The organism is Phenylobacterium sp. LjRoot225 (assembly GCF_964252855.1).
Classification (GTDB): domain Bacteria; phylum Pseudomonadota; class Alphaproteobacteria; order Caulobacterales; family Caulobacteraceae; genus Phenylobacterium.
The window spans coordinates 699337-714101 of record NZ_CAXUPL020000003.1 but is presented as its reverse complement, the minus strand read 5'-3'; the positions used below and the strand labels follow the sequence as shown (position 1 = coordinate 714101).

At 69.5% G+C, this 14765-nt stretch carries 13 protein-coding genes; 6 read left to right on the top strand and 7 right to left on the bottom strand.

Going from position 1 to position 14765, the window contains the following annotated elements:
• Positions 1 to 7: 7 nt before the first annotated feature.
• From ACSQ2B_RS18600 to ACSQ2B_RS18585, 4 genes are all read right to left on the bottom strand, one after another.
• Positions 8 to 535: an A24 family peptidase gene (locus ACSQ2B_RS18600; protein ID WP_436052112.1), complete on the bottom strand. Its 528-nt coding sequence runs from the start codon at positions 533 to 535 to the stop codon at positions 8 to 10.
• Positions 536 to 652: 117 nt separating this feature from the next.
• A complete protein-coding gene (locus ACSQ2B_RS18595) occupies positions 653 to 823 on the bottom strand; it encodes a Flp family type IVb pilin (RefSeq protein WP_436052111.1) in 171 nt (56 codons plus the stop codon).
• A gap of 247 nt (positions 824 to 1070) precedes the next feature.
• Complete coding sequence (locus ACSQ2B_RS18590; protein ID WP_436052110.1) at positions 1071 to 1844, bottom strand: aminotransferase class IV; 774 nt, start codon at positions 1842 to 1844, stop codon at positions 1071 to 1073.
• Between the two features lie 207 nt (positions 1845 to 2051).
• Positions 2052 to 2825, bottom strand: a complete 774-nt coding sequence (locus tag ACSQ2B_RS18585) for a tyrosine-protein phosphatase (protein ID WP_436052109.1) — start codon at positions 2823 to 2825, stop codon at positions 2052 to 2054.
• A 118-nt stretch (positions 2826 to 2943) separates the two neighbouring features.
• Between ACSQ2B_RS18585 and ACSQ2B_RS18580 the strand changes: the two genes are divergently transcribed.
• From ACSQ2B_RS18580 to ACSQ2B_RS18570, 3 genes are all read left to right on the top strand, one after another.
• Positions 2944 to 3519 (top strand): TMEM175 family protein, encoded by a 576-nt coding sequence (locus ACSQ2B_RS18580; RefSeq protein ID WP_436052108.1) that lies wholly within the window; start codon positions 2944 to 2946, stop codon positions 3517 to 3519.
• A gap of 11 nt (positions 3520 to 3530) precedes the next feature.
• On the top strand, positions 3531 to 4388 hold the full coding sequence (locus ACSQ2B_RS18575; protein ID WP_436052107.1) for an SGNH/GDSL hydrolase family protein: 858 nt from the start codon (positions 3531 to 3533) through the stop codon (positions 4386 to 4388).
• 136 nt (positions 4389 to 4524) lie between these two features.
• Positions 4525 to 6297 carry an HWE histidine kinase domain-containing protein gene (locus tag ACSQ2B_RS18570; RefSeq protein ID WP_436052105.1) on the top strand — a complete coding sequence of 591 codons (1773 nt, stop codon included), beginning with the start codon at positions 4525 to 4527 and terminating at the stop codon, positions 6295 to 6297.
• A gap of 2 nt (positions 6298 to 6299) precedes the next feature.
• Here ACSQ2B_RS18570 and ACSQ2B_RS18565 read toward each other — a convergent pair whose 3' ends face one another.
• Positions 6300 to 7751, bottom strand: a complete 1452-nt coding sequence (locus ACSQ2B_RS18565) for an AMP nucleosidase (protein ID WP_436052104.1) — start codon at positions 7749 to 7751, stop codon at positions 6300 to 6302.
• Between the two features lie 98 nt (positions 7752 to 7849).
• Here ACSQ2B_RS18565 and ACSQ2B_RS18560 point away from each other — a divergent pair, with 98 nt between their 5' ends.
• The 3 genes from ACSQ2B_RS18560 (at position 7850) to htpX (ending at position 11656) form a co-directional block, all read left to right on the top strand.
• The gene (locus tag ACSQ2B_RS18560; RefSeq protein WP_436052103.1) at positions 7850 to 9100 is read left to right on the top strand and encodes a dicarboxylate/amino acid:cation symporter; all 1251 of its coding nucleotides are present in this window, start codon (positions 7850 to 7852) and stop codon (positions 9098 to 9100) included.
• A 137-nt stretch (positions 9101 to 9237) separates the two neighbouring features.
• On the top strand, positions 9238 to 10641 hold the full coding sequence (locus ACSQ2B_RS18555; RefSeq protein ID WP_436052101.1) for a putative bifunctional diguanylate cyclase/phosphodiesterase: 1404 nt from the start codon (positions 9238 to 9240) through the stop codon (positions 10639 to 10641).
• 73 nt (positions 10642 to 10714) lie between these two features.
• On the top strand, positions 10715 to 11656 hold the full coding sequence (gene htpX, locus ACSQ2B_RS18550; RefSeq protein ID WP_436052100.1) for a zinc metalloprotease HtpX: 942 nt from the start codon (positions 10715 to 10717) through the stop codon (positions 11654 to 11656).
• 10 nt (positions 11657 to 11666) lie between these two features.
• Here the strand turns inward: htpX and ACSQ2B_RS18545 are convergent, their stop codons facing one another.
• Complete coding sequence (locus ACSQ2B_RS18545) at positions 11667 to 12428, bottom strand: hypothetical protein (protein WP_436052098.1); 762 nt, start codon at positions 12426 to 12428, stop codon at positions 11667 to 11669.
• Positions 12429 to 12561: 133 nt separating this feature from the next.
• The gene (locus ACSQ2B_RS18540) at positions 12562 to 14649 is read right to left on the bottom strand and encodes a TonB-dependent siderophore receptor (RefSeq protein WP_436052097.1); all 2088 of its coding nucleotides are present in this window, start codon (positions 14647 to 14649) and stop codon (positions 12562 to 12564) included.
• Positions 14650 to 14765: the final 116 nt, after the last annotated feature.

Sequence of the window (14765 nt, the reverse complement as noted above, 5' to 3'; positions counted from 1 at the left end):
CTTCACACTAGTGAGCCGTCGCCGCCTGCACCAGGGTCGAGGCGGGGAAGGCGGCCAGGGCGCCCACCGCAATCGCCACCCCGTAGGGCACGCTTTCGCCGGGCTCGGCGAGGCGGGCGAACCAGGCCGGGCCGGCGAGCACGAACGTCCGCGCCGCGGGCGCGCGCAGGCTGAGCAGCAGGAGCGACAGCGCGCCGCCCGACAGGGCCGTGACCGCCAGATAGCTCTCCACCGACGGCCAGCCGATCCACAGCGCCGCAGCGGCGAACAGCTTGGCGTCGCCGCCGCCGATCCAACCGAGGGCGAACATGGCCACGCCGACCGCCAGGGCGCCCGCGCCCACCGCCAGGTTCAGGCCGACGGCGCCCAGCGACATGCCGGCCGCCAGGCCGGTTCCCGCCGCGAGCGCAAAGCCGGCGATCAGCGCCAGCGAGATCCAGTTGGGAATCCGATAGCTCACCAGGTCACGAACCCCGCCCAGGATGACGAGGGCGGGAAAGATCATCAGGACGACGGTCAGGACAGCGTGGATCATCGGGCCTCCGGAGCCTGCAGCATGGCGACAGCCCGTGAACAGACGGTTGCGCCAGACAGCAAAAAAGCCCCCGGAGCGGCGCTCCGGGGGCTCTCTGTCGCCAAATGTGCGGCGAGATTAGCCGGCTTTGACAGCGTCCTCGATGTCCTTGAACTTGGCGTTCAGGCTGGTCCCGACGGTGGTCAGGGTGCCGATGAGCACGGCGGCGATGAGCGCGGCGATCAGGCCGTATTCGATCGCCGTGGCGCCGGATTCGTCCGTCAGGAAGCGGGTCATGAACTTCGACATTGCTCGATCTCCTTTAGCTGCGAGCAGACTGTTGAGGGATCAAGCCATTGGCCTGCTCGCCCCGAATGCATGTACAAATTCGCCCCGCCCGCTTAAGTCGGAGTGAAACGTCAAGGTGTACGCATCGTTTACTATAGAATCCCGACTCAGGACGTCTGAGACACCTCTGGCGATGTCTTGTCGTTCGCATTCCGATCTAAAATGAGATGACCATCCAGACTCCTCTCAAAGAGGAGTCAGCGGGCGTCTACTGAGCGTCAAGGGCGCGGGCGAGGTCCGCGACCAGGGCGTGGGGCGAAAGGCTGCGGCCGTCCAGCGCCGCGACCGGCCGCAGGCCGATCAGGGCGTTGGTGAGGAAGACCGCCTCGGCGGTCGCCAGCGCTTGCGGTCCGGCCCGCGTCTCACCGACCGCCACGCCCAGCTCGCCCGCACAGGCCAGCACCCGCGCCCGCGTCACGCCGGCCAGCGCGCCGCACTCGAGGGCCGGCGTGAACAGCCGCCCCTCGGAGATCCAGAAGAGATTGGCCGCCGCCGCGCAGGCGAGCTCGCCGCGGGTGTTCACCATCACCGCCTCGTCGGCCCCGCTGCGCCGCGCCTCGGCGCGGGCCAGAACATTGTCGAGATAGCTGAGGGTCTTCAGCCGCGTCGCCGGCGACTGGTCGTTCCGGCGGACCTCGGCGGTGATCAGTCGGGCCGGGGTGGCGGCGACCGGGGCGGCGGCGGCCGTCGCGATCATCCGCGGCCGAAGCCCGTCTGGCCGGTCGAGCCCGCGGCCGCCGGAACCGGCCGTCAGGGTCAACCGCACGGCGGCGCGCGCGCCCTGCAGCTTCGCCTCGGCCAGGGCCTGGCGCATCCGCCGCCTGGCCTCCGCCGGGTCCGGCGCCGGCAGGCCGAGGGTCGCACAGCCCGACGCCAGGCGATCGAGATGGGCCTCGAGCCGCACCAGGGCGCCGTCCTGCGCCAGCACGGTCTCGAACAGGCCGTCGCCCAGGGTGAAGCCGCGGTCGTCTGGCGGGATCACCGGGCGACCCGCGTCACGCCGCCAGGCGCCGTTCGACCGCGGCGGTGGAAGCTCGGCATCATCACTCCGTGAAACACGTGCTGGTGATTAGGCGCCAAGGACGCCCCGGCGCAATCCTAGCCTCAGGCTTCTCCGAGAGGTCTGTCCCTGAGGCGCCCGTCGCGATTGGCGGAATCGCGGCGGGCGTATCGCGTCTGGCGTCCGGCCCTAGGCCAGAAGCCGTTCGTGCAGGCGCTCGCGCAGGGGGGCGTCGAGCCCCAGGGTCTGAGCCAGGTAGCCCTCGATCGAGCCGTCGCGCTCGGCGATCACCCCGAGCGCACGCTCCAGATAGTCCGGATGCACCGAGACCGCGACGCGCAGCGCCTCGTCCGTCGGCCGGCGTCCGATGGTGGATTCCAGCCAGGACCCAAGGAACTGCATCTTCGCCGTGAGCCGCGCCTCGTCGTTGGTCAGCAGATAGTCCTGCAGAATGTCGTCCCGGTGCACGCCGGCCACATGGTGGGTGAGCGCGCAGATCAGACCGGTGCGGTCCTTGCCCGCCGCGCAGTGCACCAGCACCGCCCCGTCCGCCTCGGCCAGGGCCTGAAAGTAGCGCCGGAAGAGATCCACGTGCCGCGGCTCGTAGGGCGCGCGGGCGTAGAAGTCGGCGGCATGGGCGAAGAACCATTCGGCCGAGAGGTCCGCTTCCCGCACCAGCGCCTCGAAATCCAGATGCTCCTCGGCGAGGTCGTTCTCGACCACCCGGCAGGCGAAGTCCTCCCAGCGCCGCGACGGCTCGCGCTGGCGCTCGTTCGGCTGGCGCAGGTCGACGATGACGGCGAGGCCCAGCTCGCGCAGGCGCGCAAGGTCCGCGTCGCTGGCCCAGTGATGATTGGCCGAGCGATAGAGCCGCCCGCGCTTCAGCGCCCGCCCGCTGGCCGTCGCATAGCCGCCGAAATCCCGGAAATTGTGGATGCCGTCGAAGTCGAAGTGCCGCGTCATGGCCCGACCCTAGCGTCGGCGCAGGCGGAAATCGAGACAGGCCCGCGCCCCCGCGGCCCTAGACCGGCGTCGAGCCGCCGTCTAACGAGGGTTTCGGGACTTGGCGCAGGGGGGTGTGATGAATCGGGACCGGCTGACGGCCTTCACCGACGGCGTGCTCGCCATCATCATCACCATCATGGTGCTGGAGCTCAAGCCGCCGCACGGGGCGACGCTGCACGCTCTGGCCGAGCTTTGGCCAGTCTTCCTCAGCTATGTGCTGAGCTTCGTCTACATCGGCATCTACTGGAACAACCACCACCACTTCTTCCAGCTGGTCAAGACGGTGGACGGGGCGGTGTTGTGGGCCAACATGCACTTGCTGTTCTGGCTGTCGCTGATCCCGTTCGCCACCGCCTGGACGGGCGAGAACCATTTCGCCGCCGCGCCCACCGCCCTCTACGGCGCCTCCCTGCTGATGGCGGCCGTCGCCTGGTTCATCATGCAGCTGGTGATCGTCCGCACCCAGGGGGCGGAATCGCCGCTTCGCCAAGCGCTCGGCCGCGACCTCAAGGGCAAGCTTTCGCCCCCCCTCTACCTGAGCGGCATGGCGCTGGCCTTCGTGAGCCCCTTGGCGGCCAACCTGATCTACGCTGCCGGCGCCGTCCTCTGGCTGATCCCCGACCGGCGCGTCGAGACCACCCTTCGCAGCTGACCGGATATCCCATGACCTTCGCTCGCTCGCTTCGCTTCGGCCCGTCGATCCCCGTGCTGCTGGGGCTCGCCGCCCTCGCCCACGCCGGCGGACCGGCGCGCGCCGATCCCCTGCCGCGGAGCGCGAAATATGTCGCCATGGGCAGCTCCTACGCCGCCGGCCCCGGGGTCACCTCCTCGGCGGATGCGCCGGCGAACCGCTGCCAGCGCTCGGCCGACAACTACGCCCATCAGCTGGCGCGCCGCCGCGGCCTGGCGCTGACCGACGTCAGCTGCAGCGGCGCCACCACCGCCAATCTGCTGGGTCCCTGGGGCGACCTTCCGTCGCAGCTCGACGCCGTCGACGGCGACACCCGCCTGGTGACGGTCACCATCGGCGGCAACGACCTCGGCTATATCGGAGGCCTGATGGCCGCCTCGTGCCGGAGCCTCGCCGTGGGCGCCGCCGTAAAATGTCCGACGGTCCCGGCTCCCACGGAACAGGCCTTCACGGACGTCGAGGCGAACATGGGTCGCATCGCCGCCGAGGTTCGGCGCCGCGCCCCTGACGCCCAGCTGGTCTTCGTGGAATATCTCACGGTGCTGCCGCCGGACGGGACCTGCAAAGCCACGCCGCTCACCGAGGCTCAGGCCGACGCGGCCCGCCAGGTGGCCCGGCGCCTGTCGCAGATCACTGCGCGGGCGGCGAAGGCCGGCGGAGCCGAACGGATCGCCGCCGCGACGCTCTCCAAGGGTCACGACGCCTGCGCCAAGGACGCCTGGACGAACGGCTACCCCCGGCCCGGCGCACCCGTGAAGGGGATGTTCTACCATCCGAACCTGGAAGGCATGACAGCGATCGCCGACGCCCTCGACCGTCGGTTGCGGTAGATGCGCTGAGGCGAACGGCGATGTACAAAGTATTCGCGTTTTACGGGATCGTAGGATTTAAGCGCCCGCAGATTGCGGCGCAGCAGGCCTCGTGATCTTTTCGACTTCCGACCAGCCAAAGACAGGCGCGGCGCTCGTGACTGCGAAGAGCCCTCCCCGCCCCACCAAACCGGGGCCGATCCTGAAGCAGCTCCTCCCGGGCGCCACGCGCGGACCGCTGGTTCGATGGACCGGCGCCCTGGCGGCCTTCCTGGCGAGTCTCAGCCTGCGCCTCTTGGTCAGCGACGTGATGCCGCCGGGTGTTCCCTTCGTCACCTTCTTCCCGGCCGTCATGGCCGCCGCCTTCTGGGCTGGGGCCGCGCCGGCGATCGTTGTCGCCGTCCTGTCCGGCCTGGCCGCCTGGTTCTTGATCCTCACGCCGGGCGCCGTGGCGGTCACGCCGGGCACGATGACGGCGATGGCCTTCTTCGCCTGTGTCTGCGCCATGCTGATCTGGCTGACCCATCGGCTCACCACCGAGCGGGGGGCGCACGCCGCCCGCGAGGCCCAACTGCGCGCCATCATGGACACAGTGCCCGTCGGCATCGCCCTCTACGACCTGCCCTCGGGCCGCATCCTTGACGGCAGCCGCTACATGGAGCGGATGGTTCAGCGCCCGGTGCTCAACTCGCCCGACATCCATGCCTATGCGGAGTGGGTCTGCTACCACGCCGATGGATCGCGGGTGGCGGTCTCCGAGTACCCGCTGGCGCGCATCATGCTGGAGAACGCCGAAGCGCCCGAGCTGGAAGCGCACTACCAGCGCGGCGACGGGGCGCGGATCTGGATCCGCATCATGGGCCGCCCGATCCGCGATGCGCACGGAGAGGTGACCGGCGGGGTCATCGCCATTGTCGATATCGACGCCGAACGCCGCGCCCAGCAGGAGGCGCAGCGGCTGGCGGACGAATTCCGGGCGCTGGCCGACAACATCCCGACCCTCTGCTGGATGGCCCGGCCGGACGGCCACATCTACTGGTATAATCAGCGCTGGCACGACTACACTGGCAGCTCGGCCACACGCCCCGAAGGGTGGCGGTGGGCGGAGGTCCACGACCCCGCCTTCCTGCCGTCGGTTCAGGCGCGCTGGGCGCGCTCGCTGGAGACCGGCGAGCCCTTTGAAATGACCTTCCCGCTGAAGGGCGTCGATGGGGTCTTTCGACCCTTCCTCACCCGGGTCGTGCCGATCCGCAACTCGGTCGGCCAGGTCACCCGCTGGTTCGGCGTCAACATCGAGGTCAGCGCGCAGCAGCGTCACGAACAGCAGCAGCAGGTGCTGATCAACGAGCTGAACCACCGGGTGAAGAACACCCTGGCGACCGTCCAGTCGATCGCCGCCCAGACGCTGCGCAGCGGCGCGGACCCCGGCGAGGTGTTCCAGAACTTCGAGGCCCGCCTGCTCAACCTCTCGGACGCCCACAACCTGTTGACCCAGCGGAGCTGGGAAGGCGCCAGCGTCGGCGAGCTCGTCGAGCGCGCCTCGCGTCCGTTCAAGGCCGCCGAGCGGACCGCCATCGAAGCGCACGGTCCGTCGGTCTGGCTGAAGTCGGAGAGCGCGCTCGGCCTGGCCATGGCGCTGCACGAGCTGGTGACCAATGCGGCGAAGCACGGCGCGCTTTCGACGGAGGCCGGACGGGTGGAGATCCGCTGGACCTGCGAGCCGCAGACCGGCGCCTTCCAGCTCAACTGGACGGAGCGCGGCGGGCCGGCCGTCGCGCGGCCCGGGCGCCGGGGCTTCGGGCTGCGCCTGATCGAGCGCGCGCTGGCCGGAGAGATCCGCGCCAGATCCCAGCTCGACTTCCGGTCCGAGGGCCTGGTCTGCACGATCAACGCGACGCTGCCCGCGACCGCCCTGCCGTCCGCGGCCTGATCCTACCTGAACGGCGGCTCGTCAAAGCTGCGCAGCTTGCGCGAATGCAGCCGCGCGCCCTCCTCGCGCAGCAGGTCGAGACTGGCCAGGCCGATCTGCAGATGCTGGCCGATGGCGCGCTCGTAGAAGGCGTTGGCCTGGCCCGGCAGCTTGATCTCGCCGTGCAGCGGCTTGTCGGAGACGCAGAGCAGGGTCCCGTAGGGGACGCGGAAGCGGAAGCCCTGGGCGGCGATGGTGGCGGACTCCATGTCGATGGCCACCGCCCGGCTCTGGTTGAAGCGCAGGGCGCTCTTCGAATAGCGCAGCTCCCAGTTCCGGTCGTCGGTGGTGATCACTGTGCCGGTGCGCAGGCGGCGCTTGAGGATCTCGCCCTCCTCGCCGGTGACGATCTCGGCGGCGCGGTTCAGCGCCACCTGGACCTCGGCGATCGCCGGGATCGGGATCTCCGGCGGCAGCAGCCCGTCCAGCACATGGTCGTCGCGCAGGTAGGCATGGGCCAGCACATAGTCGCCGATGGTCTGGGAGCCGCGCAGGCCGCCGCAGTGGCCGATCATCAGCCAGGCCTGGGGCCGCAGCACCGCCAGATGGTCGCAGATGGTCTTGGCGTTCGACGGCCCCACGCCGATGTTGACCAGGGTCACGCCCGCGCGGCCCTCGGCCATCAGGTGGTAGGCGGGCATCTGGTGCTTGCGCCAGGGCGCCGCCGCGACCATCGCCTCCGGATCCGGGGTCTCGGCGGTGACCATCACCTGGCCGGCGGCCGAGAGCGCCTGGTAGGGGCCGCCCGTCTTCAGCTGGGCGCAGGCCCAGCGGACGAACTCGTCGACGTAGCGGTGGTAGTTGGTGAACAGCACATACTGCTGGACGTGCTCGGCGGGCGTGCCGGTGTAGTGCGCGAGCCTGGCCAGCGAGAAGTCGGTGCGCAGGCCGTCGAACAGGGCCAGCGGCCGGGGCGCGTCGGGCGCGGCCAGCAGGGCGCCGTCCGCGACCTCGTCGCCGATGTTGGCGAGCTCGGTGGTCGGGAAGTAGCGGGCGATCTCGGCCGAGCCGTATTCCGCCAGCGCCTGGTCGGCGCTGCCTTCCAACACATAGGGGAAGGGGATCTCCTGCGTCGAGCGGCCGACCTCCAGCTCGATCTCGAAATCCTGCAGCAGCAGCGACAGCTGTTCGATCAGGTAGGGGCGGAACAGGTCCGGGCGGGTCACCGTCACCGCGTACCGGCCGGGGGCGGCGATGCGGGCGAAGGCGCGGCTGATCCGCGGGAAGGCCTGGCCCGCCGGCCAGGTCAGCCGCAGCTCCGGATAGGCGAAGGTCCCGTTGCGGCGGCTGTCGGCGGTCGGCGGCGGCCCGCCGTCGAGGAAGGTGCGCAGCGCGGCGCGCAGGGCGGCCACGCTGGCGCCGTACTCATGCTCAAGCTGGTCTACAATTCGGGCGGCGTCGGTCTTTGCGCTCATGTGGTCTTATACCTGCGGCTTGCGGACGCGACGAGACGCTGGGACAAGAACGGGATCGAGCTCCTCCTACGTCGGAGGGGTCGACGGGGGATCCCACGATGAACCGCCTCTTCACCACCCTCGTGGTGGCCGCCATGGTGCTGGGCGTTGTCGCCGGCTGGGGCATCCATGAGTGGTCGAGCCCGGCCCAGGCCAAGACCTGGGCCGAGAACCTGTCGATCATCACCGACGTCTTCCTACGGCTGATCAAGATGATCATCGCCCCGCTGGTCTTCTCCACCCTGGTGGCCGGCATCGCGCACATGGAAGACGCAGGAGCCGTGGGCCGGGTCGGGGTCAAGGCGCTGGGCTGGTTCATCTGCGCCTCGATCGTCTCCCTGACCATCGGCCTGATCATGGTCCACCTGCTGCAACCCGGCGTGGGCCTGCACCTGGCCATTCCGGACGCCGGCCAGGCCGCCGCCACGGTGGACGTCTCGAAGTTCACCCTGAAGGGCTTCATCACCCACGTGGTCCCCGCCTCCATCGTCGAGGCCATGGCCAACAACGAGATCCTGCAGATCGTCGTCTTCTCGGTCTTCGTCGGCACCGCCGTGGCGGCCATCGACGACCGCGCGCCGGCGGTCCTGGCCCTGGTCGAGCAGATCGCGGCCATCATGCTGAAGGTGACGGGCTATGTGATGCGCACCGCGCCGCTGGCCATCTTCGCGGCCTTGGCCGCCACCATCGCGACGCAGGGGATCGAGGTGCTGGGCGCCTACGCCCGCTTCGTCGGCGGCTTCTACCTGTCGCTGGGCCTTCTCTGGGCGGTCCTGATCGGCGCCCTGTTGCTGGCGGTGGGGCCCCGCGCGCTGAGCCTCGTGGCCGGGATCCGCGGCCCCGCCCTGCTGGCCTTTTCGACCGCCTCGTCGGAGGCCGCCTATCCGCGCACCCTGCAGGAGCTGCAGCGCTGGGGCGTCTCGAAACGGGTGGCGAGCTTCGTCCTGCCCCTCGGCTACTCGTTCAATCTGGACGGGTCGATGATGTACTGCACCTTCGCCACCCTGTTCATCGCCCAGGCCTATGGGGTGTCGATGTCGGTCGGCCAGCAGCTCACCATGCTGTTCCTGCTGATGGTGACGTCGAAGGGGATGGCCGGCGTGCCGCGCGCCTCGCTGGTGGTGATCGCCGCCACCCTCGCCTACTTCAAGCTTCCCGAGGCGGGCCTGCTGCTGATCCTGGCGGTCGACCACCTGCTCGACATGGGCCGTTCGGCGACCAATGTGGTCGGCAACACGGTGGCCGCCGCCGTGGTGGCGCGCTGGGAGAACCAGATCGAGGAGCCGGAGCCGGTCCCAGTCCCGGTGTAGGGGGGCGCAGTGTAGGGGAGGCGCGGCGTAGGGCGCTGCAACAGGGCTAACGCGGCTTAGCCATTTCCCTTTACCGGGGATTCGCCTCACGGGGCGAAGGTGCGGGCTTGTCCCACCGAGGCCCTTGCGTACCCGTCGTGCCGTCGCAGTCCACCATCATCGACGACCTGGCCGCGCGCGTCGCCGAGCTCGAAGCCGAGCGGGCGATGATGCTGGACCGGGTGCGCACCGACGGTCTGACCGGCCTGCTCAATCGCGGCGCCTTCACCGCCGCCCTGGCCCAGAGGGTCGCCGCGGCCAAGGCGGACGGCGAGCCCCTGGCGCTGTTCGTCATCGACCTGGACCGCTTCAAACAGGTCAACGACACCCTCGGCCACACCGGCGCGGACCTGCTGCTGGCCGAGGTGGGCGCGCGCCTCAAGGCCGATGCGGCGCTGGGCGAGCAGGTGGGCCGGCTGGGGGCCGACGAGTTCGCCCTGATCACCGCCGATCTCGACATCGCGCGGCGCGCCGAACGCCTGCTGGCGGTGCTCTCCCAGCCCTTCTCGATCCACGGCCGCGCGCTCGCGCCCGGCGTCAGCGTCGGCGTCGCGGCCTGCCCGACGGACGCGGCCGAGGCCTCCGACCTGCAATGTTTCGCCGACCGGGCGCTGCATCGCGCCAAGGACCTGGGCGGCCGCCGGTGGTCGCCCTTCGACACCGAGCTGAAGGCCGAGAACGAGCGGCGCCGCACCCTCGAGCAGGAGCTGCGCCGCGCCATTCCCGCCGGCGAGATCGAGCCCTGGTTCCAGCCGGTGGTGGACTCCGCCGACGGCCGCACCGTCGGCGTCGAGGTGCTGTGCCGCTGGCGTCACCCGCAGGAGGGCCTGCTGGCGCCTGCGGCCTTCATCCCGATCGCCGAGGAGCTGGGCCTGATCGGCCGGATCGACGAAGCCGTCTTCGAGGTCGCCTGCGCCCGGGCCGCCCCCTGGGTGGCCGAGGGCCTGATCTCCAGCGTCTCCTGCAACGTCTCGCCGCGGGATCTGATGGACCCGGCCTTCTCGCGCAAGCTGATCGGCCGGCTGGCGATGACCGACCTGCCGCCGACCGCGCTCACCGTCGAGATCACCGAGACCTTCCTCTTGCAGGACATGGCGCTGGCGCGCCGGCACATTGAAAGACTGGCGGCCCGCGGGGTGAACATCGCCCTCGACGACTTCGGCACCGGCTATTCCAACCTGCGCGCCCTGATGAACCTGCCGATCCAGACGGTGAAGCTGGACCGCAGCCTGATCGCCGACATCGCCCGCAACCCGCGGGTCTCCAAACTGGTCTCCTCGATGATGCACGCCGCGCGCGCCCTGGGCGTCTCGGTGGTCGCCGAAGGGGTCGAGGACGAGGCCCAGGCGATCATCCTGCGCGCCGCCGGCTGCAACCGGATGCAGGGCTACTGGTTCGCCCGGCCGATGGACGCCGAGGCTATGGACGCCCGCCTCGCCGACCAGCGTGACACCGTGCGCGACCCGCTCATCGACCTGGCCCGGCGGATGTCGGCGCGCTAGGCGCCGCAACGCCCCTTCAAGCGCCGCCGCGCCTCCCCATATTTCCAGCGGGACACAGACCCCCCACGGAACCATGCGCAACCACCTTCGCACCTTCATGCTGCTGGCGGCCCTGACCGCCGTCTTCGTCGCCGCTGGCTATATGGTCGGCGGGCCCACCGGCATGCTGATCGCCTTCGTCCTGGCGGCGGCCATGAACCTGGTCAGCTACTGGAACGCCGACAAGATCGTGCTCTCCATGTACCGGGCCCAGCCGGCGGACGAGAACGACCCCGACCCGCTGATTCGCAACTACGCCGTCGACGTGCGCGAGCTGGCGACGCGGGCCGGCCTGCCGCCGCCGCGGGTCTTCATCATCGACCAGGACCAGCCCAACGCCTTCGCCACCGGCAGAGACCCGGCCCACGCCGCCGTCGCCGCCACCCGCGGCCTCTTGGCGATGCTCGACCGGCGCGAGATCCGCGGCGTCATGGCCCATGAGCTGGCGCACGTGAAGAACCGCGACACCCTGACCATGACCGTCACCGCGACCATCGCCGGCGCGGTCTCGGCCCTGGCCAACTTCGGGGTCTTCTTCGGCGGCCGCGACGAGAACGGCCGACCGGCCGGCATGCTGGGCGCCATCCTGGTCGCCGTCCTCGCCCCGCTGGCCGCCGCCCTGGTGCAGATGGCCATCAGCCGCGGCCGCGAATACGAGGCCGACCGCGAAGGCGCCGCCATCAGCGGCGATCCCCAAGCCCTGGCCTCGGCCCTGCGCAAGATCGACGCCTACGCCCGCGGCGGCGTCTACAACCCCGACGCCGAGGCCCACCCGGCCACCGCCCACATGTTCATCATCAACCCGCTGGCGGGCAAGGGCGGCGACAACCTCTTCTCCACCCACCCGGCCACCGAGAACCGCGTCGAGGCCCTGCTGGGCATGGCCGGCGAGGCCGCGCGCGCGCCGCTGCGGCGGAGCCGTGGGGATGGCACGGCTGTGCCGGTGACGGATGCCCGGCGCGGGCCTTGGGGGTAGTCGGCGGGGATCAGGGCGAGGCGGCGTCCGGGCGAGGCGGCCTGGGGGGCGGCCTGCGGACCGGACCTGCGGCGCAGATCGCGGCGGGCGGCGGCGGGTCCGCCCATGTCAGCGCCATCAGCGGCGAGGCCGCCACGCCGGCGTCGATCTCCGCCTGCGCCCAGGCCTCCTCGGCCAGCCGGCTCCAGTCGGGCGAGAGGCCCAGGTCCCGGCAGATCCGGGCGATGGTCTCGCTGACCGGCCGCGCCATCAGGTCGCCGTAGATGTCGTCGTCGTCGAGGCGCTCATAGGCCTCGTCGGCCAGCCGGTCGACCTCGTCCGCGTCCGCCAGCTCGGCCTTGATCACCCGCTCGACGATGCGCTCCACCCGCGCCTTGCGCGCGGCCTCGAGCTGCTGGCGCGCGGCGCGCGCCCCGGACTGACGGCGGCCTTCGCACTCGTCCAGCGCCTGCAGGTCCTTGATCACCCTCGCCTGCAGGGCGAGCGTCAGGCGCACGGCCCGCGCTGCACGCCCGTAGGCGAGCGCGAGGTCGCCCTGCACCACCTGAACCGGCTGCGGCCGGACCGTCTCCGGCGTCGAATCTTCCGGCCCCGATCCTTCGTCCGCCGCCGCCATCGCCTGCCGCTCGATCGCCAGGGCGACGTTGAGCCCCGCCTCGGCCAACCGCCCCAGAACCCACAGCTGCCGCTCGATCAGGGCGCGCGCCGTCTCCGCGGCCCTGGCGGGCGCCTGGTCTTCGGCCTGGATTGAGACTGTGGTCGGCTCGGTCATGAGCGAACAAATCAAGAACGAAAAGCTTTGATTTGTCAAGCCGCCACTGGCGGTCGGGGCGGATCGCAGATCATGGGCTGTCGCCGAATTCGCCGGTGACGGAGGACGACCGGCGAGGATGGCCGGGGAAAGATCAGAACCGATAGCCGATCGTGCCCATGACGTTGCGCGGGGCGCCCATGAAGCAGTCGCCGCGGTCGAGGCAGGAGGCGTAGTAGCTATCGTTGAACAGGTTCGTCGCATTGACCGTGAAGCGCCACTTGTCCCAGGTGACTTCCGCCAGGGCGTCGACGGTGGTGTTGCTGGGCGTGACGATGGTCCAGGCCGGGCCGACGGAGCTGCGCTTGCCGGTATGGACGACACCCGCACCGAGGCGCAGTTGCGCGCCTTGGCCGATCCCGAACGTCTTGGTCGTCCAGGCCGAGGCGGTGTGCCGCGGCATGTAGATGAAGTACGGGCTGTCGCTGGATGTGAGCTTGTTATAGCCGTAGTTCGCCAGCAGCTCGAAATCGCCGGGCAGGGTGCGGCTCGCCTCCACCTCGACGCCCTTGGTGATGAGCTCGCCTGACTGGAGGCGGACGCCCGGCGTCGGGCCGTCGATCGGGCGACCGGATTCCTTGATGCGGAAAGCGGTGATGGTGACCAGCGTGTTGACGTCGGGCTGCCATTTGACGCCGGCTTCGTATTGCGCGCCGGTCTGTGGCTTCAGCCGTATCAGGTCGGTCGCGGCGGGCGTGATGGGCAGGAAGGATTCGGCGTAGCTGAAGAAGGGAGAGAAGCCCGCGCCGAGTTCGCCGATGATGCCGGCGCGGAAGGTCGTGGCCTCGTCGGTGGCGTTGGCGCCGTTGGAATAGTGCGATCTCACCCGATCGCGGCGAGCTCCCAGGACGACCGAGACCCGGTCCCAGACGCGAATCTGGTCCTGGACGTAGAAGCCCAGCTGCTTCTGTGTATCGGTAGACCAGTTGGGGCTGATGGTCGGGATCGTTAGTGCGTCGTAGTCGATATTGTAGATGTCGACCACTTCATAGCCAAATCCTCCGCGCTTCTTGACCTTGTTCCAGCTATAGTCGGCGCCAACCAACAGCGTGTGCTCGACTGCTGAACCGGTTCCGAACTTGAACTGGAGATTGTTGTCGGTCGAGAAGACGTTCGTGCCCGCGATGCTGCCCTCGCTGTAGAGGCCGATCGTGCGCCCCGCCGGATCGAGATAGGGGTTGGTCGGGTTGGAGTAACTGTCGGGATAGTGGGTGAAATAGGAAAGGTCGCTGTCGATGTAGCGCGCCTTGACGCTGAGCTGGATGTTCTCGCTGAAGCGATGCGTAACGCTGCCCCCGCCCTGGAGCGTGCGGCCGTCGTAGCGGTCCCAGCCGGGCTTGCCGATGAAGAGATAGCGGTCGAGCTGTTCAGGATTGTTCGGATTGTCCCGGAAGGTTCCGATGATGGGCAGGAATTGCGGAGTCGAGCCGCCGTCATCCTCCTGATAGAGGCCCAGCAGGGTCACGTCCGTGTCGGGCGTCGGCCGCCAGCGGAGCGAGGGCGCGAACATCACGCGGTCGTCGGGGACATGCTTGACATAGGTGTCGGCGTCGCGGACGCGGCCAACGGCGCGGATCGCTAAAGTGTCGGACAGGGCCAGGTTGACGTCGCCCATCAACTCCTTGCGATCGTGGCTGCCATAGGTGGCGCTAAGTTCGCCGTGCGTATCGAAGGCGGGGGTTTTCGACACCAGGTTGACAAGGCCGCCGATCGAACCTTGGCCGAAGAGCACGGAAGCTGGGCCGCGCACGACCTCCACCCGGGAGAAGTTGTACGGGTCGGAAGTGATGCTGGCGTAGTAGCTGAAGATGTCCCGCATGCCGTCGCGAAACTGCAGCGCGTCGATGCCGCGGATGACGAAGCTGTCGACGCGGGTGTCGCGGCCGTACGGATTGGCGGTGATGCCGGCGGTGTAGCGAACCGTGTCGCTGATGTTGACCGCGCCTTGCGAGAGGAACTGGTCCGCAGTGACGACGGTGATCGGCTGTGGCGTTTCGATTAGCGGCGTTTCGGTCTTTGTGCCGGCGAACTTCTCGTTGCGGGCGGCGGTGACGATGACGGTGTTTTTTTCGTCGCCGTCGCGCGAGGTGCTGGCGTCCACCGCATCATCGGCTCGGGCGCCGGTGGCCGAAAGGGCTATGGCCGCGGCGCTGCACAATGCGATCGTTCGGACAAAGCCCATGATATCCCCACTTTTGCGAGCCAGTCTCAACTACCGGAGATGGTTAGAGATAATGACAGTCATTCGCAATAGTGGATGTGGACAGCACGGCGGTGGGTGCGGTGACGGGAATTCGG